Source organism: Nostoc sp. (genome assembly GCF_036916985.1).
GTDB lineage: Bacteria > Cyanobacteriota > Cyanobacteriia > Cyanobacteriales > Nostocaceae > Nostoc.
Genome location: NZ_JBALFD010000014.1, coordinates 20043 through 44085 on the forward strand (window position 1 = coordinate 20043; position 24043 = coordinate 44085).

The 24043-nt window shown below is 43.1% G+C and carries 18 protein-coding genes; 12 read left to right on the top strand and 6 right to left on the bottom strand.

Annotated elements, in window-relative coordinates:
• Positions 1-196 precede the first annotated feature (196 nt).
• Entirely contained in the window at positions 197-3739 is a 3543-nt protein-coding gene (locus V7L07_RS03685; RefSeq protein ID WP_335055172.1) for an NB-ARC domain-containing protein, read from the top strand.
• A gap of 246 nt (positions 3740-3985) precedes the next feature.
• On the opposite strand, the gene V7L07_RS03690 is transcribed toward V7L07_RS03685, so the two are convergent.
• From V7L07_RS03690 to V7L07_RS03700, 3 genes are all read right to left on the bottom strand, one after another.
• Complete coding sequence (locus tag V7L07_RS03690; RefSeq protein ID WP_335055174.1) at positions 3986-4954, bottom strand: SGNH/GDSL hydrolase family protein; 969 nt, start codon at positions 4952-4954, stop codon at positions 3986-3988.
• A gap of 153 nt (positions 4955-5107) precedes the next feature.
• Positions 5108-6244: a 3-oxoacyl-ACP synthase III family protein gene (locus V7L07_RS03695; protein ID WP_335055176.1), complete on the bottom strand. Its 1137-nt coding sequence runs from the start codon at positions 6242-6244 to the stop codon at positions 5108-5110.
• A gap of 13 nt (positions 6245-6257) precedes the next feature.
• Positions 6258-8015, bottom strand: coding sequence for a ScyA-related TPP-binding enzyme (locus V7L07_RS03700; protein WP_335055178.1), 1758 nt, complete (start codon positions 8013-8015; stop codon positions 6258-6260).
• Positions 8016-8315: 300 nt separating this feature from the next.
• On the opposite strand from V7L07_RS03700, the gene V7L07_RS03705 reads away from it, so the two are divergent.
• Both V7L07_RS03705 and V7L07_RS03710 read left to right on the top strand, forming a co-directional pair.
• Entirely contained in the window at positions 8316-9014 is a 699-nt protein-coding gene (locus tag V7L07_RS03705; RefSeq protein WP_335055180.1) for a haloacid dehalogenase type II, read from the top strand.
• Positions 9015-9383: 369 nt separating this feature from the next.
• Positions 9384-10253 (top strand): DUF5895 domain-containing protein, encoded by an 870-nt coding sequence (locus V7L07_RS03710; RefSeq protein WP_179066233.1) that lies wholly within the window; start codon positions 9384-9386, stop codon positions 10251-10253.
• 71 nt (positions 10254-10324) lie between these two features.
• Here the strand turns inward: V7L07_RS03710 and mltA are convergent, their stop codons facing one another.
• Positions 10325-11575, bottom strand: coding sequence for a murein transglycosylase A (gene mltA / locus V7L07_RS03715; protein ID WP_335055531.1), 1251 nt, complete (start codon positions 11573-11575; stop codon positions 10325-10327).
• A 3-nt stretch (positions 11576-11578) separates the two neighbouring features.
• Positions 11579-11833, bottom strand: a complete 255-nt coding sequence (locus V7L07_RS03720) for a hypothetical protein (RefSeq protein ID WP_179066232.1) — start codon at positions 11831-11833, stop codon at positions 11579-11581.
• Between the two features lie 320 nt (positions 11834-12153).
• On the opposite strand from V7L07_RS03720, the gene V7L07_RS03725 reads away from it, so the two are divergent.
• The 7 genes from V7L07_RS03725 (at position 12154) to V7L07_RS03755 (ending at position 19694) form a co-directional block, all read left to right on the top strand.
• Positions 12154-12477 (top strand): DUF4278 domain-containing protein, encoded by a 324-nt coding sequence (locus V7L07_RS03725; RefSeq protein WP_335055182.1) that lies wholly within the window; start codon positions 12154-12156, stop codon positions 12475-12477.
• 165 nt (positions 12478-12642) lie between these two features.
• On the top strand, positions 12643-13998 hold the full coding sequence (locus V7L07_RS03730; protein WP_335055184.1) for a serine/threonine-protein kinase: 1356 nt from the start codon (positions 12643-12645) through the stop codon (positions 13996-13998).
• Positions 13999-14469: 471 nt separating this feature from the next.
• Positions 14470-14703 (top strand): EF-hand domain-containing protein, encoded by a 234-nt coding sequence (locus tag V7L07_RS03735; protein ID WP_334779261.1) that lies wholly within the window; start codon positions 14470-14472, stop codon positions 14701-14703.
• 481 nt (positions 14704-15184) lie between these two features.
• Positions 15185-15352, top strand: a complete 168-nt coding sequence (locus tag V7L07_RS03740; protein ID WP_335055186.1) for a hypothetical protein — start codon at positions 15185-15187, stop codon at positions 15350-15352.
• A 33-nt stretch (positions 15353-15385) separates the two neighbouring features.
• A complete protein-coding gene (aepX, locus tag V7L07_RS03745) occupies positions 15386-17041 on the top strand; it encodes a phosphoenolpyruvate mutase (RefSeq protein WP_335055188.1) in 1656 nt (551 codons plus the stop codon).
• A 334-nt stretch (positions 17042-17375) separates the two neighbouring features.
• Positions 17376-18536: a phosphonopyruvate decarboxylase gene (gene aepY, locus V7L07_RS03750; RefSeq protein ID WP_335055190.1), complete on the top strand. Its 1161-nt coding sequence runs from the start codon at positions 17376-17378 to the stop codon at positions 18534-18536.
• Positions 18537-18578: 42 nt separating this feature from the next.
• On the top strand, positions 18579-19694 hold the full coding sequence (locus tag V7L07_RS03755) for a 2-aminoethylphosphonate aminotransferase (RefSeq protein WP_335055192.1): 1116 nt from the start codon (positions 18579-18581) through the stop codon (positions 19692-19694).
• Here V7L07_RS03755 and V7L07_RS03760 read toward each other — a convergent pair.
• On the bottom strand, positions 19684-19842 hold the full coding sequence (locus tag V7L07_RS03760; RefSeq protein ID WP_335055194.1) for a hypothetical protein: 159 nt from the start codon (positions 19840-19842) through the stop codon (positions 19684-19686). The genes V7L07_RS03755 and V7L07_RS03760 overlap by 11 nt on opposite strands.
• A gap of 12 nt (positions 19843-19854) precedes the next feature.
• Here V7L07_RS03760 and V7L07_RS03765 point away from each other — a divergent pair, with 12 nt between their 5' ends.
• Positions 19855-20331 (top strand): hypothetical protein, encoded by a 477-nt coding sequence (locus V7L07_RS03765; RefSeq protein ID WP_335055196.1) that lies wholly within the window; start codon positions 19855-19857, stop codon positions 20329-20331.
• 507 nt (positions 20332-20838) lie between these two features.
• A complete protein-coding gene (locus tag V7L07_RS03770) occupies positions 20839-23943 on the top strand; it encodes a HEAT repeat domain-containing protein (protein ID WP_335055198.1) in 3105 nt (1034 codons plus the stop codon).
• Positions 23944-24043: the final 100 nt, after the last annotated feature.

Genomic DNA, 24043 nt, shown 5'->3' on the forward strand with positions numbered 1-24043 from the left:
ACGCCTCAAACATCTTACTTAAAAATCAAGGTATTAAATAACTACCACCACACGTATTAAAGGAGACAGGACGCAGATGGAGTAAATCACTTATAGGATTTACCCCCTACTGAGAAAGCTATCACCTCATATCTATAGCAACCTAGTAGATAATTCCTTTCAATTAAAGGTGATTACGCGAACAGTGAGTTAATACATGACTTTAAAAAATTGGAGACGTAAGCGTGGCGTTGCACTTACTACTAAGGGGTTACAAAAAATTAAGGAGGCAAAGCATCAGTCAGAAGCAAAAGAAAATTTTGGAAACAGGTACACTTTAGAAGATATCAGTGTACGCTCTGGGTTATATTCCGCTACCATCTCGAAAGTATTGAATCGGGAAGGAGGAGTTGATAAACAGACTATTGAAAAGCTGTTTTCAGCTTTTCACTTAAAAATAGATAAAAGTGACTATTTAAGCTCAAATACTCGTCTAGATTGGGGAGAAGCCATATTTAACTCAGTTTTTTATGGACGTAGAGAAGAACTTACTATGCTAGAGCAATGGATTCTCAATGAACAGTGTCAATTGGTCGCACTCTTGGGAATAGGAGGCATTGGTAAAACGGCATTGTCTGTAAAGCTTGCTCAACAGATTCAGGACAACTTTGAGTATGTGATCTGGCGATCGCTACGAGAAGCTCCACCTGTTAAAATTATTCTAGGTAATCTAATCCAATTTCTATCTGACGAGCAGGAAACAGAAGGTAACTTACCAGAAAGCTTTAGCGATCGCGTATCACGACTACTCTATTATTTACAAAATCATCGCTGTTTAGTGATCCTTGATAATGCAGAGTCAATTCTCCGCAGTGGTAGCCGCGCCGGACTTTACCCTGAAGGATATGAGGAATATGGTGAGCTTTTAAGACGCGTAGGCGAAGCAACTCATCAAAGCTGCTTAGTGCTGACTAGTCGTGAAAAACCTAAAGAAGTAGCATTATTGGAAGGACAAGCACTACCTGTTCGCTCACTACTACTGAGTGGCTTAAAGGTGGCAGAAGGGCAAGAAATCTTAAAACTCAAAGGGCTATCGGCGGCAGAGGATGAATGGAAAGTCATAATTGAACGTTATGCAGGTAATCCACTAGCCTTAAAAATAGTTGCCACGACCATTAAAGATATCTTTGATGGTAATATGACGGACTTTTTGCAACAAGAGACGGCTGTTTTTGGCGAAATTCGCGATATTTTAGAGCAGCAGTTTGAGCGTTTGTCAGATTTAGAAAAGGACATAATCTACTGGCTAGCGATTAATCGAGAGTCAATTACACTGTCAGAATTGCGAGAGGACATTATATCACCAATACCACAAGCTAAATTACTAGAGGCTGTAGAATCTTTAGGAAGGCGATCGCTAATCGAGAAGACTACGCCTACGCTCACAGAAAAAACTGGATCGCTTTTTACGCTCCAGCCTGTGGTCATGGAGTATGTTACTAATCGCTTGATAGAAGAACTATGTGGAAAGATTGTCACTCAGAATATTGATTTATTCAGGCGTCATGCTCTGATGAAGGCAACAGGTAAAGACTATGTTAAAGATACTCAAGTTCGTCTCATAATCAAACCAGTTATAAATGGGCTGATTACTGCTTTAAGAAGCAAAAGAAATATCGAAAATCAATTAACTCAAATTTTAAGAAATTTAAGAGAAACATCGCCACTAGAACCAGGGTATACAGGGGGCAATATTTTCAATCTGCTTTGTCAGATGCAGACCGATCTAAGTAACTATGATTTTTCTAATTTAACTGTTTTACAAGCAGACATGCGGAATGTAAATTTGCACAACGTAAATTTTGCACACGCAAATTTAGCTAAGTCTGTTTTTGTGGAAACCTTCGGTGGTGTTTTTTCAGTAACCTTTAGCCCTAGTGGAAAGCTTTTAGCTACGGGTGATACCAATGGAGAAATTCGCTTGTATGATGTTGTCGATGGTCAACAACTTCTCACTTGTGAAGGTCATACTGGTTGGGTTTGGTCGGTTGCTTTTAGTCACGATGGTCAGATTCTTGCCAGTGGTAGCAACGACCAAACAGTGAAACTGTGGGATACCAGCACTGGTCAGTGTCTTAAAACTTTGCAGGGTCATAATGCTGGAGTTAGATCGGTCGCCTTTAGTGCCGATAGTAGAATGTTAGTCAGTGGCAGTGAAGACCAAACAGTAAAGCTATGGGATATCAACCTTGAAAACTGCCTGCGGACGCTGCAAGGTCATAGTGGTGGAATTCAGTCAGTCGCCTTTAGCGTAGATAGTCAGTTGCTTGCTTCTAGCAGTGAAGACCAAACGATAAAGGTGTGGGATGTTAGCACTGGCCAATGCCTGCAAACATTGCAAGAACACACGCGTCGGGTATATTCAATTGCTTTCAGTCCTAATAGTCAGATCATAATCAGTGGTTGTCATGACCAAACAATAAAAGTGTGGGATGTTAGCACTGGCAAATGTCTTCAAACCTTGCAAGAACACACGAATCTAATAAACTCAGTTGCCTTTAGTTTAGATGGTCAAATGTTTGCTAGTGGCAGTGACGATCACACAATAAAGCTGTGGGATATTAGCAGTGGCAAATGCCTTAAGACTCTACGGGGACATAGTAATCGGATATGGTCAGTAAGCTTTAGTCCAGATGGTAATATTCTTGCTAGTAGCAGTGATGACCACACGGTTAAGTTATGGGATATTAACAGTGGTCGTTGCATTAAAACTTTACAGGGTTATAACAATGGGGTGTGGTCAGTTGCTTTCAATCTGGACGGTAAGATTCTTGTTAGTGGCAGCAATGACCAAACAGTGAAGCTCTGGGATACTACTACTGGCCAGTGTATCAAAACTCTGCGAGGACATAGTAATCGGGTTACGTCAGTTGCATTCAATCCTGATAATCATATTATTGCAAGTGGCAGTGAAGATCAAACTGTAAGATTATGGGATGCGATCGCTGGTAAATGTTTCAAAATTTTGCAAGAGCATAGTAACAGAATTACATCAGTTGCCTTTAGTCCCGATGGCCATATTCTTGCAAGTGCCAGTGATGACCAAACGGTGAAGTTGTGGGATGTCGGCACTGGTCAATGCCTCAAAACTCTACAGGGTCATAGTGGTAGAATATGGTCTATTTCCTTTAGTCCTAATAGTGGTGTTTTAGCTAGTGGTTGTCATGACCAAACAGTAAAGCTGTGGGATGTTAACACTGGTCAATGCTTCAAAACTTTTGAGGGTCATACTGACTGGGTTTGGGCAGTTGCTTTCGGTCTAAATGGTCGCATAGTTGCTAGTGGTAGTGGAGATCAAACGATCAAGCTGTGGGATGTTAGCAACGGTCAGTGTCTTAAAACTTTACAGGGACATACCAACTGCATATACTCAGTTGCCTTTAGTCCAGATGGGGAAATGCTTGCTAGTAGCAGTGGCGATCAAACAGTAAAGCTGTGGGATGTCAGCACAGGTGAATGTCTTAGTACTTTGTTAGGACATACTAGGTGGGTCTGGTCAGTTGTTTCTAGTTACAATGGTCAAATTGTAGCCAGTTGTAGTGAAGATGAGACTATTAAGCTTTGGGATATCAAAACAGCAAAATGCTTGCAAACTCTGAAAAGCGAAAGTCCTTATGAGGGCATGAATATCACTGGTGTATTCGGTTTGACTGAAGCTCAGAAATCTACGCTAAAAATTTTAGGAGCTGTTGAATTATGAATAAAAATGAAGTAGCAGTCTGAAATGGTGTTTTCTAAATTACTAAGTAGTTACGCAAAATTATTTATGTCATTGCGACCGAAATGAAATGTAGTGAAGCAATCCCAAACCTTTGCGATTGCTACCCTGCGGGAACGCCAAGGGCGAACATTTCGCTTCTCTACGAGACGCTACCGCGTAGCTTGCTTCCCCGTAGGGGTACGCTTCATTTGCAATGACAAATGTATATTTATTCTGCACTACTACTTATCTATATTTTATTGACGAAATTGCACTTAAAGTACCTAATGCCAATAACCCTAATAGAACAGAAGGTTCAGGTACAGATGATTTATTGAGTACTGAAAATGCTAAGTCTCCAATTAGCTTATGAGTAGTTGTTGTTGGATGAATTTGATCCCAGAATAAAAATTGATCTGGAGTACAGGTAACTGGCTTCGTGGAAATATTTATAGGTATCACTGACAAATCTCCAACACAAGAGTCAATCACATTCGTAAATCCGAATTCTGCTGGATGGGCAATGATTCTATTGAATAGAGAATTAACATCAAGAGGAATAATATTTATATCGGGGCTGAGTTGCTGGTTCAAAAAGTTAAGATTGTTGGCCAAGCTGGAGTTATGGGCAGATGTAAAAGTGCTAAATAAGCTGGAAATTTGAGTATTGCCGCCTGTAACTGGAAACTTCTCTAAGCTTGGTAAATTAACCACCATAATATCTTTAGCACCCACATCAGCTAGCGATTTTACTGCCTCTGATATATTTGTGACTGTCTGGGTAGGGTTGGGAACTGTACCGAAAAAGTAATTGATATAATCATTAGTACCAGCCCAAATAATATAGAGGGCATTTGGGTTGGCAAATTGATTTGCTGACGTAAAGCTGTTGATCTGTTGTTGTAATCCAGGTAAAGTAGCTAGTCCAATGTTTTGATCTCCCGTAGTCGCGCCACCAAAAGCAAAGTTAGTTTTGGGATTGTAACTTAACCCTAAATCAGATGCGAGATATTCTACCCAGACTGGGCCGTTAGAAAAACGTCCATTAAAGTAGGTGGGACTTGGGGGAATAGCTCCATTCGTGGCATTGAAGACATTACCTGTATCAGAGAAGCTGTCCCCGAAGACATAAATATCACTATAATTTTGTGCCGAGACTTTAAACGGAAACAAGATAGATAAAAAAATTCCTATTGCTAAAATTTGTTTTTGCATTTTTATCTTTTAAAGATGCTTTCTAGGCTTTAATACAATACAGTTCAGATAACCCCAAAACACTTGTAGAGACAACGATTCATCGCGTCTAGAAAACCCAAAATTGTTGCCAGTAGCCCTTAACCCAAGCGTATTGGGCTTTAATAGAGAATTTTAACAAGAAAGAAAGCTCCTATTTTTAGCAACTTCTAATGTCAAGTCATTTTTATTCAGGGGATCAGAACCCAGTGCTACATTTCCCCAGCGCATCACATTTGCAGAGGCAACACCCACTGCCCCAGAACCATAAATGAGAACCAAATCGTTTTCACGAATCTTGCTCAACTGTGCAGCATGATACAAGTTTGCCACAGTGAGTACTGGGCCAATATTTGCGTATTGAGGGTAAAGGTTGATTGTACGCTTTGGATCAATACCCAGTATGTGCGTGCAGAAGCTTGCTATCCAAGCCGTAGGTGTATTAAAAAGAAAAAAGTCTATTTGTTCGAGGGTTACACCAGCAGCAGCAACAGCACCCTCACAACATTGCCGAAGAAACTCTGCTGCTGTTTGACCTAAAGCTTTTGCACCTTTACCCGTTTGCATACGGATTCGCGGATTTTTTTGCTCGTCTTGTGTGAGTTCAGCAAAGAGAACTTCACACAATGCACCAGTATGAACGGTCTTTGTGCCAAGGATACCCTGATTAGGCTCTAGTGAACCAACAACAAAAGCCCCAGCACCATCACTAGTAAACCACCGAAACGTATCATCATCGTCAAAAAAGCGGGAGTACGTACAGGAAATCACTACTAGCACATTGCGATATTCTCCTGCTTTTACCAAAGCACAAGCAGTTTGAAGAGCAACCGGAGTACTTCCGCAAGTTGCATCAAGATTCCAGGCAGCACCCTGAAAACCTAGTTGGCGGGCAAGGAAGGCGGCATTGCCAAATCCAATTTGTTCCGGCCAGACTGAGGCAACAATTATAAGTTCAACGTCTTCAAGAGAAAGCTTTGCCGCATTGAGGGCATCGATCGCAGCCCGATACTCTAGTGTCAGGGAAGATTCACCAGATCCAAGTACCCATCGCTCAGTAGTACCGCGAAAGGGATCTGACAAATAAGGTAACATCTCCCGATCAAACTCGTTACTGGGGGTAGATTCAGTGAGCGAAAACAATCTTGCAAAGCCTTTTTGTTCAGCTAAAGTAACTAGCTCAGGGTATTTTTCTATGTAATAGTCATTTGTGCGTCTGATACTGGGAAGACTCAAAGCAAGTGAGCGAATACCTACTGAAGAATAAACCATATATGATTAGCTTTTAATAATTTGTCGCGACTTGTGACATTAAACTCTGATTGCGACTCTCAGATGGTGGGATCTGGGTAGGGTCAATGATTACGTCAACCACAAATGGCCCCTTTGCGGCGATCGCTTTTTCTAGTGCTGCCTGAACATCGGACTCCGTTTCAACCCGAATACCTTCTGCTCCCATTCCCTGAGCAATTTTGACAAAATCTGCCTGCGGAATCGTTGCATCCGCTTCCCTGAACCCTAGATACGCCATTCCCTGTTGGCAGATGTTGTAGCGCCCATCATTGAGTACAATCCAGACGGCAGGAACTTGATATTTTACAGCTGTGTTTACTTCACTGTTCATCAGCATGGCACCATCTCCGACAATGGCAACAGCCTTACCATTCCGCGCTAAAGCAGCACCCACTACGCCTGTGACAAAATGCCCCATAGAACCAAATCCGTTGCTAATTCGATAACGATTTGGTGTGGTAAATTGCAGTAGATGAATTACCCAAGCAAATGAGTTACCTGATTCTGCCATTACTACTGCATCGCTTCTATCAACAATCACTTGTTGAATCATATTCATCAGCAGTTCTGGTCGCACTAAACCGGTCATGCGTGGCTTGATGACATTGCGTTGAAATCGAGGCAGCATTATTGTCCTTGAGCGATCGCTATTTTCTCTGAAGTTCTTCAGCAGGTTCTTCAAGAAGATTTTCACGTCGGACTGGATAGCGAAAGTCTCGGCAGATGGATATGCAGTTCCCGGTATTTCTGGGTCGATGTCAACATGCAGGAAGCCTTGCTGGGGAATCATTGTCGGATTCCAAAAGGAGGTAAATTCACCAAGGCGTGTTCCTAAAACTAGCACGCGTCTTGGACGTTGCTCCTGCATATACTTTAAAACTGACTGATGTCCACCAAAGCCAGTTACACCAACAAACTGAGGATGGTCTTCGGGAAAGATGCCCTTACCTCGTGGTGAACAGATGACAGCAGCCCCCGTCTTCTCAGCAAGTTGGCGAATCTCTTTGGCTGCACCCCTGGCTCCGAAACCGACCCAGATGGCAAAGGGGCCTTCAGAGAGTAAACGGACACATTCTGCGATTGTTTCTTCACTTACTGTTGCGATCGCACGAGAGAGATTTACTCGTGGCAACGAAGTTTTTAATGAACTTGTCTGGATATTTGTCGGGATACTGAGATGGGCGACGAATCCCCCTGGTTGTGCCAATCCCAGGGCTAGTCTTCGAGAAATCTCTGGAAGTTCATTGCTACATTCGAGAGTCGTCGCGTAATCGAATATTTGCCCCGAAGTAAAAATACCTGCACTGGGCATAGTATACGTACTAGTTTCCTGAATGGCCCAACGTCCTCGCTGTGATGCTGGGGTTGAAGCTGACACGAGAATTACCTTAGCGCCCTCCCAACGGGCAGCCAATAAGCCCGTCAAAGCGTTGGTGATCCCCGGCCCTGTAGTTGTGAATACCACAACTGGGCGATCGCTAGCAAAATACGCCTCAATAGCTGCAAACGCTGCTCCAGCTTCGTGGCGAAAGTGTAGCACCTGCATGGGACTTTGGTGTAAGGCAGCCCACACTGGAGCGATCGCACCTCCCGATACACCAAAGGCATACTGCACTCCCATATCTCCCAGGATTTTTACCACTGCCTCTGCTACCGAAAAAGTTACAGATTGCTTGCTATCAAATAGCAGTTTAGTTGAGTTTAATTGTTCAGTGGTATTTGCTTGTGTATCCTGAAATTTAACATCCATACAAACTATACTTAGGTATAATTTTCCTGTGGAACAATATTATCCCACACACTAAACTTAGCAATATCAATTTTTTGGCATAATGTCTATACAACTTCGGTTAGTATTGTTCTCTAAACCAGTTGGTAATTGCTAAAACGATCCTCACAAGTCACATTGCCAATCTTTTAGCAACCGAGAATCTATAGAAGAAATATTCAGAGACTTCAAAAACGGCAATATGGCGATTTTAGATGGGTTCAACCGTCTTTTGGTTTATAAAAACTGAACACTATTCATCAACTTATAAAGTATAAAAAGGTGATAAACTTTAATCAGTATAAGGTTTTAACTTTCGATTGTTATGGAACCCTGATTGATTGGGAAAACGGCATCTTAGGGGTGCTAAAGCCACTTCTGCGGGTACACAACACTAATTTGGATAACGAGCAAATTCTGGAAATTTTTGCGGAATTTGAAGCAGAACTAGAAAAAGGAGAATACATCAAATATCGAGAAGTTTTGAAGAGAGTAGTCCAGAAATTTGGTGAACGATTTAGCTTTGAGCCAACTGCTGACGAACTAAATTCACTTGCTGATTCGATTCAGCATTGGCTACCTTTCCCCGATACTGTTGAGGCACTTAGAGCTTTAAAGCAAAAGTTTAAGCTGGTCATTATCTCAAATGTTGATGACGATCTCTTTGCTTTCTCAGCAAAGCACTTGGAAGTGGAATTTGATCGGATAATTACAGCAGAACAGGTAAAAAGCTACAAACCCTCGTTAACTAATTTCAGATTTGCCATTGAAAGAATTAATTTGCCGTTAGAGCAGATATTACACGTTGCTGTTAGTTTATATCATGATATTGTTACAGCCAAATCTCTAGGAATATCAACAGTCTGGGTAAACCGTAGAGCAGACCAAAATATAGTTAATATCACAGGATCAGCAGTAAGTCAACCTGACTTAGAAGTACCTGATTTAAAGACTCTTGCCGCTTTGGTTTCTCCAAAATAAGCTGTTGTGATTATAGTTTGCACATTGAGGCGGCAGGGGAGCAGGGTGCAGGGAGCAAGGGAGAGGATTTACAGGTTTTGCCTAATCATGCTTGTGATGCAATTTGCAGGCGCAACAGCTTAATACTGAATAATAAGTGCTGAGTACCACCACTTCGATGATGATCTGTTGTTACAAAGAAAACAGGGATTGCAACATAGATTAATTCTGTCTTAATCTAGAAAAACTACCACGCTAGTTTGACGGTATCTTCCTCCTGCAACGCGTCAGGAACGAGTGAAGATCGTACCAACGCTCTGCTTCTGGTTCCCCAGGATCAGCACCCTGCCGATAAACTTGTTCAATAAAACACTTTGATAGCCTAAAACGATGAAAGCATCTGCTAATTTCGACTTTGAAGACGAGAAATTCAATGCACCGCCTTCTCAAGTCCTTCCCTGGTGTCAGATGATTAATCCTCGGTATGGCACTGATGGGATACAATCCCACGGTTTGGCGATTAAGCTAGATAATGCTAATGCTGTTGGCTTTGTGCCAGATGAGAATTGGCAGCAGGTGGAGCATGAATTTACTTCTGGAGTCGAAACGGTATTTATTACCCCTACTCCACGCCTGGTTATAGTGCGTCGGGGTCCATTATCTGTCAAAGACCGGGAAAGTGGTCTAAAACTAGGTACGCTCAAAGAGAATTATGATGCTTTTTTAGCCGACAAACTTAAATTTAAAACCTTTACTCGTTATTTAATTTTTATAGTGGGTGAGAATAAAAAGTTTTTACATGAATCACCATTACAACTAACTCTTAATGGTGCTGCCGGAGCGAGTTTCAGCAAAACCTATTGCGAATATCAACAAGGCAAAGTAGTTAGTGGATTTGTTGCTGAATTAGAAAAAGCTTATGCAGTCTACCGTAAGCAACCTCTAGCACCAAAGGGGCCTTTGTTCCATGCTCACGGAATTTTTTGCCCCATCATTGAGTGTGAAGAAAGAGGTATTGAACCAAATACGGTTTTGGTAGCTTCAACTGTAGACTACAAACATCCCACTGTCGGGACTTTAACGCAATATTTAATTGCTTCCGATGCTCTTGAGTCTGCAATGATTTGTAAGACTTTTGAAGAATACAAAGATTTTGGCAAGGAACCTATCAAATCAGAAACGCCTAAATTGGCAATGGCAGGAGTTTCCAATTCTTACGTTTATGCTGATGAAGATGATTTTGCTTATCCGCCATATTAAAGAAAGTGAGGAGTGAGGAGTGATGAGTGATAAGTTTTCAATTAATAACTCCTAACTCCTAACTCCTAACTTTATTCCTTAAGCAGCAAATAATATAGTGAACCATTGCCGCCTGTAATGCCAGCGCGATCGCCTGCTAGTTTACCAGACCCCATAAAATAATCTACCCGTCCCGGGCCTTTGATGGCGCTTCCTGTATCTTGGTCAAGCACAAAGCGGCTGACGGTACGACTCTCTAGTTTGCCACCACCAGCAGGATAGGGAAATGAGTTGTAAATCAACGCTAGCGCTCCCGGTGGCATGAGAGACTTATCTGTAGCAATGGAACGTTCTGCTGTCACTGGCACATGAATACTGCCTGTAGCCGCCCTACCACCAGTTTCTTGGAAGAAAATAAATCGTTCCCAACGTGGTAGATAATTGCTCAACTCCTGCGGCTTTGCCCGGAAAAAAGCAACCATACGTGGTAACGTCAATCCATTTAGTGGAAGTTTGCCATCTTTGGCTATTTCTTTGCCGATACTAGTCCAAGGGTAATCAGTTCCACCTGCATAGCCAACTGATGTTGTTTTGCCATTAGTTAATTTAATTTGGGCAGAACCTTGGATATGTACCATATATGCATCTAGGCGATCGCGGAACCATAGCAGTTCTAAACCGCGCAATTTGCTCTTATTCCCTTGTAAACCGTCCTTACCTTCCAAATCAATGCGTTTTGGGTGGGGTTTAGGCCATTGGCTGAAATCAGGTGGTACACGATAAAGAGGATATTTATATATTGCAGTCCTGACGCGGCTAGCAGTATAAACAGGTTCGTAGTAAGCGGTGAACTTAACAGTACCCTTGCCATCGTTGCCCACAGACTGGTAGAAGACAAACTCACGGCGGACAGCCGCTTGTAATTGCGCTGCTGACTTAGAACTGACAACCAGTTGACGGAAGCGTACCAAACTCCGGCGGACGCGATCGAGGGTAATTTCCCTCATCGGATAATTTTGATATGCTGCGATCGCTTCACCCTTTGTTAGGTAAAGCAAACTGTTGTCAATAGAAGCCAACAACGCATTGCGATCGCCTTTTTGACCCCAAAGTTGCTCATCCCAGCCCAAGCAAGTCTGCCGCAGTGTACAATTGCTGCCGATAGCAATTGGTTTTAGGGGCGGCGTTACTTCAGGAGTGATTGGTATTGGTATAGGCGAGAAATCGGGAGTAGTCGGTACTGGCAATGGCAGTAAGTTAGGAACCTGAGCAACAGCTGCCCAGAGAGGATTTACAAGGGCAATTCCCAGACTCAGGGAAAGGAAAGCAAGGGTTTTTCTCATCATTTAGTTGAATCTTTCAACACTGGAACTAAAAACGGGTTCTACCCGGATTGCCACGATCCGAGAAGGGCGTATTACCATATATTCCCCTTGAATATTTTTAATCGGCACGCTAATAAAGTCATTAGAAGCAGATTTTGGCACAAGTTCGCCACTATACCACTTCTGAAACTCTTGAATAGTCGGAAAACGTACTTCTTCCCGGTGGCCGCTTTCCAGTAGGAGGAATACGGCATATTCATTTGCAGTTCTAGCCATAAAGTTGAATTATTTATTTAAAAAACATTCAACCCATTGTTAACCACGTAACCCCCGAATGAAAAGGGTAAGCATACGGGAGGTTGGGAGTAGAAGGGCAAAGGAGCAGGGAGAAGAATTTTCCCCTCCGCCCCCCGCACCCTGCCCCTCTGCCTCTTTTCAATACCCAGTTATCCCAATAACTCTTCACTTTAGACGCCTAATCCTTTAACCAGTTCCTTAAAAAGTGTAGGTTTACATTAGTTCATGCATAACTCTTCAATTAACCTCTGATAAGTCATTGGCATTGTTGAATAAGAGTTATTCAGGAGCCGAAAAATATGAAACTTTACTATCGTGGTCTGAGCTACGAATACGAGCCAAACAAAACTGGCAGCAAAAAAACACAACAGCCGTTTCAACCAGTTGCTCAAATTGGGTCAGTTTATAATCTGATGTATCGTGGCGTTAACTATCCTGTTGATCCAAATACCAAATCAGCAAAACTTCCCATAACACCCGTAACCTATAAATTGAGCTTTCGGGGAATCACCTATTTTGTAAATAAAACTTCACTAGGAGAAGTTAGCGTAGTCTCTCAACCAGGAACCACTTCAAAAATTGAGATCCTGCCGACTTCTAAGGAATTAAAGCTTCAACAATAATATGGCTCCAAGCCGATTTGAAGTCTAGGGAGTCATGAGCTTGTAGTCGAATCCTCAACAAACCTCGAAATTTTAGCGTTACCTACCTAGTTTTTGTCTCAACCAACCTTGTCAAAGCTAGTAGTTGTGCCAAGATGAATTTGAGGACTTAAGGCTTGTGACACAATGTTAGGACAATTATTAGACGGACGTTACCAAGTCCTCCAAGTTTTAGGGGGAGGTGGATTCGGTCAAACCTACATAGCCCAAGATACCCATCGACCAGGTTTCCCGAAATGCGTTGTCAAACATCTTAAGCCCGTCAGTCGTAGCCCGGAATTTCTCGAAACTGCTAGACGGCTATTTAGCAGTGAGGCAGAAACACTAGAGCAACTGGGCAACCATGACCAGATTCCTCGGCTTTTAGCCTATTTTGAAGATAACCAAGAGTTCTTCTTGGTGCAAGAGTTCATTGAAGGGCATACTTTGAAAGCAGAACTATTACCCAATCAACCTTGGACAGAAAATCAAGTAATTCAACTGCTCCAACAGGTTCTAGGTATTCTGCAATTTATTCACAGCCACAACGTTATCCATCGAGATATCAAGCCGGACAATATAATTAGACGACAACAAGACGGTAAGTTAGTGCTGATTGACTTTGGCGCAGTTAAACAAGTCCAAACTCAACTGCTGACAATTCCAGGGCAAACCGGGGCTACTATTATCATTGGCACCCCAGGATATATGTCTACAGAACAGGGACAAGGTAAGCCCCGCCCCAACAGTGATATTTATTCCTTGGGTATTATTGGTATTCAATCGCTGACGGGGGTACATCCGATAAACTTTGAGGAAGACCCAGATACAGGAGAAATTTCTTGGCAGCATCAAGCTAACGTCAGTTTTGGGTTAGCATCTGTGCTATCTAAGATGGTGCTACACCACTTTAAACAGCGCTACCAGTCTGCGGCTGAAGTTCTACAGGTGCTAGCGCAATCACTTCAAACACCATCTTTTACACAACCGCCTCAAGCTTCACTTTCTCAACCAAACTCAATTAGTTATTCGTCCGCTTCTATCCTGTCTGCGGAAAATTACAACCGCTTAGAAACGATTCTTTTAGAATTTGTTGGCCCTGTTGCCTCAAGATTATTACGGCAAGTGGCGGCGTCAGCATCCAATTTGGAAGAATTAGTTAGTCAATTAGCCCTTTATCTTCGAGAAAATCAACAAATTGATTTTAAGAAGAAAACAATGTTTCTACTAGAGAAACCTACTCTCCTACAGGAGCTTACTACTAAGATTGAAATTAAGTCCAATAATTTACCAATTCAAGAGCCTCAAGTAATCAGTGACAGTTTTGTGAATCAGTGCGAGCGAGAATTGGCTAATTTTATTGGCCCAATAGCTAAGTTTATAGTCCAAAAAGCTGTTAAATCTTCTGGGCATATTTCTCGTGCAGAATTTGTGAAAGTTTTAGCATCACAAATTCCCGAACCTCAAAAAGCTTTGCAATTTGAGCAACGCTTACTTTCTTGATTTTTTAAATTATTAAGACCAGTCCTTTCAAGGTGTGTTAATCTTCTGTGTTTTCTGAGCTAAAATCTTAGCAGTTGAGACATGGGGCAAGTTCAAGAGATAAGTTCGTTTTGGTTGAGCAATCTTTGGGCCTCTTGGGTGGCGGCGAAAAGCTCTCAGCTTGGCAAGACCTACCAGCAGTTCTTTTAAACGATGTTCACTAGCTGCGATGTCTTCGACAACCCCTTCTCTTTCAGAGACGCTACCGCGAACGGGGAACGCATTACCATCAATAATAATTTTTACTCGATTGCATCCCTGCTTATCCGAAACGTATTGCCCCCCTGTAACCCACAGCGTACACCCAGTCTAAGCCCCAGCGATAGCCGTTTCTACGTCTAAAGATACAAGTTTATTTAATTTTGAGAGATTAATCAGAGATTAATGAGATATTGAGATATTGAGTTGAAAAACTAATTCAGATAGAAACTTATGACAACCCAGCAAGAGCTTCAATCTCTTTTTAATACCTTAGATAGCGATCGAGACGGCAAAGTATCCATTAATGATCTTTTTTTAAGTCCTGGCTTAAGTGCAATCATTTCATCCGAAACAAATACCAATAGTCCCCAGGAATTACTAGTAAATTATGATTCAGACGAAGATGGTAGTATTACCTTTGAAGAGTTAAAAAAAGCAGTCGAGGAAGCAAATAATTTAACCTAGTACACAGGTCGGCGGAAATAAAACAGGAGTCAGAATACAGAATGGGCTACGCCCCGCTGCGCTAACAGAATTCAGAATACTCTACCCATAAAGGGATAGAGTTTTAAGGCGGGAATATTTTAATTTTTTCGCTTAACTTCAGGCGAAAGCGCGTAGCGGGACGTTCGCGGTAGCGTCTCGTAGAGAAGTACGGTTTTAACCAATATGTCAGACGCGACTCGAAAATACTCGCTAACGCGGACTCTCTTGCCGCCGACGCTATCACCCACTCCTACAGAATTCAATATGAATTCTGACTCCTGAGTTCTGAATTCTTCTTATCCCTGTTCTGTCACTTTGGGAGAAGCCAATGCCTGAAAGCCTTTGAGAGCTTTATTTCTCATATTTTGGCTATAAATTTTAGTTTCTGTTAGAAAAGAAAAGCTCAAAACTTTATCAAATCAAAGTTTCAGAGTTTCGCTCCGATTATTGTTTTCCGAAAGTGACAAAACAGGGTTATAAAGATTTATACAAAATTGTTGAGCAAACACTAGCTGATTTGGAATGCGGTTATGGCAAGTTAACAGTGCAAATTTACGTGGATGCTTTAGCTCATCTAGTTAATGTTGCCAATGGTGATGCTCGTTCATTGCAATTGAGAACACGCTAGCTATATTATATAGGTTGAGAAAAGCAGACATAGATGCATCAAATATTTGCACCCACTGACACCGCTGCAAACTTAAATAAGTGTGCCCAATTGCGGTTATTACTAGAATCGCCTCAACTCGACTTCATTATGGAAGCTCACAACGGGATTAGCGCCCGCATTGTGGAAGAGGCTGGATTTAAAGGAATTTGGGCGAGTGGACTAGCCCTTTCGGCTCAATATGGCGTTCGAGACAATAATGAAGCTAGTTGGACTCAAGTTGTCGAAATGCTGGAGTTCATGTCTGATATCACCAGCATCCCGATTTTGTTAGACGGGGATACGGGTTATGGCAACTTTAATAATATGCGTCGCCTGGTCAAAAAATTAGAACAGCGAGGTATTGCTGGAGTCTGTATTGAAGATAAGCTTTTTCCCAAAACCAATAGTTTCATCAACGGGAGTCGCCAAGCTTTGGCTGATATTGATGAATTCTGCGGCAAAATTAAGGCGGGTAAGGATAGTCAGACAGACCCAGATTTTTGCATCGTCGCCCGACTGGAAGCTTTGATTGCTGGGTGGGATCTTTCCGAGGCATTGCGCCGAGCGGAAGCTTACCACGCAGCCGGAGCAAACGCCATTCTGATTCACAGTAAATCATCGCGTCCCGACCAAGTGCTAGCTTTTGCCAAAGAATGGGCGGGTCGTTCCCCGTTAGTGATTATACCGACTAAATATTACAGCACCGCTACTGATGTTTTTCGCAAAGCGGAAGTTAATTTGGTCATCTGGGCAAACCATCTGATTCGAGCTGCTGTTGCTAGTATGCAGGCGATCGCGCGTGAAGTGAAAACCAGCGAAACTTTAATCAACATTGAAGATGATATTGCGCCTGTAAAAGAAATTTTCCGGCTACAAGGGGCGGATGAACTCATAGAAGCTGAAAAACGCTACTTTAACAACGGACGACAACATACTCAAGCGATCGTTTTGGCTGCTAGCAGAGGACAAGAGTTAGGAGGTTTGACGCAAGATAAACCAAAAGTCATGTTACCCCTTGGAGGTAAACCTTTGCTTAGGTTGTTGGTGGACAAATTCAAGAAACTTGCCATCAATGATATTACTGTTGTCGCCGGTTACAAAGCAGAAACTATCAACGTTCCGGGGACTAAAGTCATCCGTAACCCAGATTATGAAACAACGGGAGAATTAGCATCCTTAGCCGTAGCTCAAACCAGCTTCGGTGAAGAAATGCTGGTGCTTTATGGCGATTTACTATTTAGAAGCTACATTCTGCGAGATTTATTAGAATGTCCCGGAGAGATTGTAGCTGTAGTTGATTCTGTGGCGAACAGCAAATCTGTTAGTGGTTCACCTGACTACGCTTATTGCTCAATTCCAGATGATCTTTCTCTCTTTGGACAAGATGTCAACCTGTTGGATATTTCTAAAACAACACAAACCCAATTAGGAAAATCTAGCGGACGCTGGATTGGGATGTTGCGCTTGCGGAGTCAAGGTAGACAGTGGGTGAGTGAAGCACTCAATGAATTGCAAAAACGACCGGAATTCAACAGTTTGGGTTTGCCAGAATTATGCAATTATTTAATCGGGCAAGGAAAACCGATTAAGGTGCTTTATATTCGCGGTAACTGGTTAGATGTTAATTCTTTAGATGATCTTGACCTTGCTTTTCAATTGAAACAATAGGGATTGGGGATTGGGGACTGGGAACTGGGGCTTTGTATTCTGAGGTCAAAGTTCCGAGTTCTGAGGCTGAAGTTCCGAGTTCTGAAGTCGAAGTAATAATTTTTCTTCTTAACTCCCCATTCCCTAATCCCCAGTCCCGAATGGCACTAAGAAAAGCTCGAAAGCTTGTGTAGCCTCGTTCCCAGAGGCTCTGCCTCTGCTCAATAAAGAGGAGGCGGAGCCTCCCAGAATGGGTTCCCAGCCTGGAGGCTGGGAACCAGTTAGGGCAAGGGCTGTATCTTAACTTAGTGCCATTCTCCCCAGTCCCCAATCCCCATTCCCCAATCCCCTTAATATGATCCAGGCAGAAGAATTTGTAGAAGCTGCGCGTAATCTTGGCTTTGGGTGGTACACTGGCGTACCCTGTTCTTTTCTCACGCCTTTTATTAACTACGTCATTAATGACGTTCAACTTAAATACATCTGTGCAGCTAATGAGGGAGATGCTGTAGCGATCGCAGCTGGAGCCGCAATTGCTGGTAAACCTGCTGTGGTGATGATGCAAAACTCTGGTTTGGGAAATGCAGTTAACCCGCTAACCTCCCTTACTTACATCTTTCGGATTCCACTGCTGCTGATTTGTACTCTAAGAGGCGATCGCCTATTACAAGATGAACCGCAACATGAATTAATGGGGCAAATTACAGAGAAATTGCTGGAAACAATGTCTGTACCTTGGGAATTTTTTCCCACAGATGCAGCAGAAATAGAACCCGTTTTGCAAAGAGCCACAGCTTACATGCAGCAAGAACGCCGTCCTTATGCTCTAATTATGCGTAAGGGAACAATTGCCCCCCATGCACTCATCCGTTCTTCTATCCCAGAACGAGAAAATAGTAGTAGCGCTCATATTCAGCAAAGCTTTTTTCGCGATCGCAAAGAACAACGCATTTCTCGCAGCGAAGCATTAGCTAGGATTGTGGAACTCACCAAGCCAGAAAACACTGTAGTAATTGCCACCACCGGATATACGGGACGCGAACTCTTCGCCAGTAAAGACAGCGCCAATCATCTTTATATGGTCGGCTCAATGGGGTGCGCTTCCTCAATGGGATTGGGACTATCTTTAGCACGTCCAGACCTCAAAGTAGTGGTAATAGATGGCGATGGGGCAGCATTAATGCGAATGGGTAATTTTGCTACCATCGGCACTTATGGCGGTGCTAACTTGACCCATATTCTTTTAGATAACGAAGTCCACGATTCCACAGGCGCACAAGCCACCGTCTCTGCGGGTATTTCCTTTGCCAAAATTGCCCAAGCCTGCGGTTACGGCGTGACATTAGCCGGAGATGACCCCGCCCTTTTAGATGCTTTATTTACCGCAGATGCTAACAATAGACCTAAATTCGCTCATTTAAAAATCCGTCCCGGAACTTTAGAAAAGCTACCCCGGCCCAACCTCACCCCAGAAGCAGTTTTGCAACGCTTCATGAAACACATTGGTAATTCGTAATTCGTAATTAATAAATTCAAAGTACAAACTCTTAACTTATTAATGCCCAGTCCCCAGTCCCCAATCCCCAGTCTCCAGTCCCCAATGATTTTACTAAACCCTGGCCCTGTTAATTTGAGCGATCGCGTCAGAAATGCCCTGTTGCGTCCCGATTTGTGTCACCGTGAGGTGGAATTTTCCCAACTTCAAAGCAGAATCCGCGAACAGCTACTTCAAGTTTATGGTCTTGGGAGCGATCGCTGGGCAGCAGTTCTCCTTACCGGTTCTGGAACCGCCGCGATGGAAGCGATGATCAGCAGTTTAGTACCCGCAGACGGGAAATTACTAGTAATTGAAAACGGTGTATATGGCGAACGAATATCTAAAATCGCCAAAATCCACGGCATTGATTACATCACACTTTCCCATCCTTGGGATGCCGAAATAGATATCAAGGCTTTAGTCAAACTCCTGGATGAAAACACCGACATTACCCACCTTGCTGTCGTCCATCACGAAACTACTACCGGCCGCTTAAATAATTTGCCGGAACTTGCGCCAATTTGCCAAGAACGCCGCATCAAATTATTAGTAGATGCAGTCAGCAGCTTTGGTGCTGAAGAACTAAATTTTGTAGATTGGGGAATCACCGCTTGCGCTGCAACAGCTAATAAATGTCTGCATGGTGTTCCTGGAGTATCCTTTGTCATCCTGCAACGGGATGCACTGCCGTCAGTAGAAACAATCCCCCGCACCTTATATTTAGATTTAGCAACCTATTACCAGCAGCAAGAACGAGGCGGCACACCTTTCACGCAATCAGTACAGACATTTTATGCCTTAACAGAAGCTTTGCAAGAAATGGCAGAAGCCGGAGGTTGGCGTGCCAGACACAGCCATTACAACCAACTTGCCGGTTTAGTCAGAGATGGGTTAGCCTCAATTGGAATTAAACCGCTACTTCCTCTTGGCAGTTCATCGGTTGTCTTGAATGCCTACTACTTGCCAGAAGGTTTCAGCTATGAGGAATTTCACGATCAACTGAAAGCACGAGATTATATAATTTATTCTGGACAGGGAAATTTAGCTCAATCAATCTTTCGAGTATCAACAATGGGAGCCATTACCCAAGCCGACATGGAACGCTTTGTTGGCGTTGTTAAGGAAATTATTCGGTAAACTGAAAAGTCAGGTTGACGTTGAGATGTGCGTAGGCGTAGCCCGTTGTAGACTGTACAACCAGAGAGGTTAACTTCTCTACTCCCCATTCCTTAAATACTGTGCGATCGCATTTACCAGTGGGAATCATAACAAACAGATTCACCACAGTAAATAAACAATGGCTTACCAAAATATTACAGGCTCCCTTACCCCAGCAGATATCCAAGAAATTAAAGCAGCCTTTGCGACTATTCAAGCAAAGTTACCTTTCCTTGTGACTCTGAGTGTAGAAGAACGACGCAAGTTATTTAAAATGGGCGATAAAAGCCTGGCTTTTGTCAACACTAGCCTGACTGCTGCCCAATCTAACCGAGATATTTTACCAGCCAGCTTTGATGTAGATGAATTTGTGCGGGATTATCAACTAGCCGCCACTCTCAGCGAACTTCTGATTGGACTGCGACAACTGACAGAACAAGTAGATGATACCTTAATGGCTGTCGGTAGTGAGACAATGAGCAGCAGTTTGACAGTTTACGATTACGTCAAGACTGCTGCTAAGAAAACTCCAGGGTTAAAAACTATTGCCGAACAGTTAGGGGAACGGTTTAAAGCTATTAAAAGTAAACCTGCTAAAACTATTTCTGGTTCATAAGCTTTAAACCTTGCGGGAGAGTCTTTAGGGATTTCCAACCAATAAATTATTCAATCTTGTGGGGCGGGCATCTTGCCCGCCTTTGGCTATGGGCGGGCGAGACGCCCACCCCACAAGAATTATTTGAGTATTTTTTTATTTGAAAGTTCTTTAATACTCGCGAGAGAGTCTTTGATACTCGTGAGCGAGTCTTTAATACTCGTGAGCGAGTTTTTAATACTCGTGGGAGAGTCTTTTATACTCGCAGGAGAGTCTTTTATACTCGTGAGCGAGTTTTTGATACTCGTGAGCGAGTTTTTGATACTCGTGAGCGAGTCTTTAATACTCGTGAGCGAGTTTTTGATACTCGTGAGCGAGTCTTTGATACTCGTGAGCAAGTCTTTAATACTCGTAAATGCGATCGCCTACCACTTGTTGATACCAAATTGCATTCTCAATCAGGAATTACAAATTGCAAGGTTGTTATTATACTCATAACCGCGTCTAATCTGCCACCTTGCTCCAAACATGGTAACAACTCCCCGCCACCGCAGCAAGCCTTCTCGCTTTATCCTTTATGCTTTAGCCTTTATCCTTTCTTTCCTTTTTTGTCTACCTTGGGTAAACGCCAAAGAAACCCCCAAACCCAAACCCCAAGATTGGCAGATTAACGGTATATCAGCAGCCCTTGATGATGGACACAACAAGGTTAAGGGATATGCTCTAGACGAATTAGTTAAATATGATCTAAAAGATTTGAAATCAGTCGGCAAGAAATCGGAGGATTTTGCTCAAAAAGCTGCAAAGATCCTCAAGGATAAATCCATTGACGTTAATGTTCGTTCCAGTGCAGCATCGGCATTAGGAAATCTGGGGGAGGCTGCCAAACCCTACGTCAAAGACATTGCTGACATCCTCAAGGATAAATCCGTTGACAATATTGTTCGTTCCGGTGCAGCAGTGGGATTGGGAAATCTGGGGGAGGTTGCCAAACCCTACGTTAAAGACATCGCTGACATCCTCAAGGATAAATCCGTTGACAATATTGTTCGTTATGGTGCAGCAAAGGCATTGGGAAATCTGGGGGAGGTTGCCAAACCCTACGTCAAAGACATCGCTGACATCCTCAAGGATAAAACCCTTGACTCAAGTGTTCGTTACTATGCAGTAGAGGCATTGGGAAATCTGGGGGAGGCTGCCAAACCTTACGTCAAAGACATCCTCGACTTCCTCAAGGATAAAACCCTTGACTCAGATGTTCGTTACTATGCAGCAAAGGCATTGGGAAATCTGGGGGAGGTTGCCAAACCCTACATCAAAGACATCCTCGACATCCTCAAGGATAAAACCCTTGACTCAAATGTTCGTTACCTTGCAGCAGAGGCATTGGGAAATTTGGGGGAGGTTGCCAAACCCTACGTCAAAGACATCATCGACATCCTCAAGGATAAAACCGTTGACTCAAGTGTTCGTTCCGGTGCAGCAGTGGGATTGGGGAATCTAGGGGAGGTTGCCAAACCCTACGTCAAAGACATCCTCGACACCCTCAAGGATAAAACTGTTGAGTCAAATGTTCGTTATTATGCAGCAGAGGCATTGGGAAATCTGGGGAAGGTTGCCAAACCCTACGTCAAAGACATCGCTAACATCCTCAAGGATAAATCCGTTGACGTTAATGTTCGTTCCAGTGCAGCAGAGGCATTGGGAAATCTGGGGGAGGCTGCCAAACCCTACGTCAAAGACATCGCTGACATCCTCAAGGATAAATCCGTTGACGACTCTGTTCGTTCCCGTGCAGCAGTGGCATTAGGGAAGATAGAACAACTGAACCTGAATAATGTCGTTGTAATTCTGGATAGCGTCTATTATGCAGGCCAATCAGAATTTGCACAGTGGCGATTTTTAACCTATTTCCTAAGTGGCGGCAATGATGATGTGGAAACCTTGCTTAGATGGCTAGGCAGACCGAAAACAACTCCTGATAACCTGACACACGCTGAAGGTGTAAAAACACTCTTAATCTTTCGCCAAGCCTGGGAACCCAGCCAAGAACTAGATCAATTAAGAAAAGATTTAGCACAGCAAATTTCTGAAGTCGCTGCCAACAAACAAATTCGTTGGAAAGCACAAGATATTAACTTACTGCAAACTCACTACAACAACCTCAAAAAAGTTAACTCCACTCATGCCGATGCGCTACAGTCAGTAATTAATAATCTGGAATATTGGCAGTGGTTTTTCAAAGCCAAAAACACCATTCTCATTCACGCTGTCTTTTGGCTAGCCCTCATCTTTGCCTACCCGAAATTTCCCCAAGTCCAAGCCATCTTCTTCTGGAACCCTTGGGTACGCCGTATTCTCGGCGTCGGCTATGTCGGCTTTCTCCTCACCTGGTTTCCCCCCTTCCGCCGCAAATTATTTGAACCCTTCAAACCTTCCCTATTAGCCGACGCCGGCTTAGATAATTTTTATGAGCAATCATACTTCCCAGAATCTCAAGTCAAAGTTCCCCCTTCTGGAGACATCCAGCCAATTACCGCAGCCTTACCCAGTATTCAAGGACAAATTATCTTAGAAGGCGATTCCGGCTTAGGCAAGTCGATGTTTCTCCGTCATCTGTTGAAAAACTCCCAGCGCATCGTCGTTTATCTCCCCGCCCAAAAATGTCATAAAGGCGTAATTGAAGCCATCCAAGACAAGCTACACGGGCAAGCCCAAGATGCCGACTTCCTGAAAAACCTAATTTACAGTGGCGCGATAGATATCTGCATCGACGGACTCAACGAAGTCACCGCCGAAACACGGGCTAAAATTTGCCAGTTTGTCGAAAGCTATTTCCGGGGCAACATTATCATGACAACCCAGCCCCTAGAGTGGACACCCCCCTCAACAGCAAAAACCTACTACTTGCAGCCCCTTGAACAAGAACAAATTCAAGAGTTTTTGATCTCCCGTCAGCCACGACTCCCCAAAGATGCAAAAATTCAAGGTGCTGATTACGCCCAAGCCTGCACCAACTATTTAACAGAAATTCTTAAAGACCAGCAAGCCAAAGAAGAGTTAGATGCTGTCCGCCGAATTCTTTCCAATCCAATGGATTTAACTGTGGTAGCGCTGATGTTATCACAAGGTAAACAGCCAAACTTATTTCGCCTGCAAGAACAGCAATACAACCTGATGGCGGCAGAATACCAGCAAGAATGGAAACAAGAATTTCCCCTCAAAAGATTTTCAGCCGCCGTCTACCAAATGCGACTCGATGACAAACAAGCTTTACCTGGGGATGAATTTCACCAAGTTGTCATGTCTTTAGAAGACGAGAAATACAAGATGGTAGTCAGCCGTCAGTGGCAAAATGAAAAAGGCGAAGCCAAGAAAGAATGGTACTTCCGCCACGATAAAATCATGGATTTCTTCTTGGTGCAAAACTTTCTCGGCGAAACTGATGCCGCCGAAGGACTATTAGTTGATAGAATGGGCGATCCTCGATTTCGTGGCGTTTATTTTTTGCTAGCAACCTTACTTGAGATAGATGCAGCCAAAAAACTGCGAGAAGAATTGATTCAATACGCCGCCGATACTAAAGACAATACGGTGAGTAATACTTTCGTGCAGTTGTTGAGAACTAGATAGTACAATACGCTTGGGTCAAGGGACTGAAAAATAAAAAAATATTCAATTAACTCTTGTGGGGTGGGCGTCTCGCCCGCCCTATAAACTGGGCGCTCATGTT

Bases quoted from the DNA above. Each gene is read 5' to 3' on its own strand.
- V7L07_RS03685 (WP_335055172.1), top strand. From the start codon at position 197: ATGACTTTAAAAAATTGGAGACGTAAGCGTGGCGTTGCACTTACTACT.
- V7L07_RS03690 (WP_335055174.1), bottom strand. From the start codon at position 4,954: ATGCAAAAACAAATTTTAGCAATAGGAATTTTTTTATCTATCTTGTTT.
- V7L07_RS03695 (WP_335055176.1), bottom strand. From the start codon at position 6,244: ATGGTTTATTCTTCAGTAGGTATTCGCTCACTTGCTTTGAGTCTTCCC.
- V7L07_RS03700 (WP_335055178.1), bottom strand. From the start codon at position 8,015: ATGGATGTTAAATTTCAGGATACACAAGCAAATACCACTGAACAATTA.
- V7L07_RS03710 (WP_179066233.1), top strand. From the start codon at position 9,384: ATGAAAGCATCTGCTAATTTCGACTTTGAAGACGAGAAATTCAATGCA.
- mltA (WP_335055531.1), bottom strand. From the start codon at position 11,575: ATGAGAAAAACCCTTGCTTTCCTTTCCCTGAGTCTGGGAATTGCCCTT.
- V7L07_RS03720 (WP_179066232.1), bottom strand. From the start codon at position 11,833: ATGGCTAGAACTGCAAATGAATATGCCGTATTCCTCCTACTGGAAAGC.
- V7L07_RS03725 (WP_335055182.1), top strand. From the start codon at position 12,154: ATGAAACTTTACTATCGTGGTCTGAGCTACGAATACGAGCCAAACAAA.
- V7L07_RS03730 (WP_335055184.1), top strand. From the start codon at position 12,643: ATGTTAGGACAATTATTAGACGGACGTTACCAAGTCCTCCAAGTTTTA.
- V7L07_RS03735 (WP_334779261.1), top strand. From the start codon at position 14,470: ATGACAACCCAGCAAGAGCTTCAATCTCTTTTTAATACCTTAGATAGC.
- aepX (WP_335055188.1), top strand. From the start codon at position 15,386: ATGCATCAAATATTTGCACCCACTGACACCGCTGCAAACTTAAATAAG.
- aepY (WP_335055190.1), top strand. From the start codon at position 17,376: ATGATCCAGGCAGAAGAATTTGTAGAAGCTGCGCGTAATCTTGGCTTT.
- V7L07_RS03755 (WP_335055192.1), top strand. From the start codon at position 18,579: ATGCCCAGTCCCCAGTCCCCAATCCCCAGTCTCCAGTCCCCAATGATT.
- V7L07_RS03765 (WP_335055196.1), top strand. From the start codon at position 19,855: ATGGCTTACCAAAATATTACAGGCTCCCTTACCCCAGCAGATATCCAA.
- V7L07_RS03770 (WP_335055198.1), top strand. From the start codon at position 20,839: ATGGTAACAACTCCCCGCCACCGCAGCAAGCCTTCTCGCTTTATCCTT.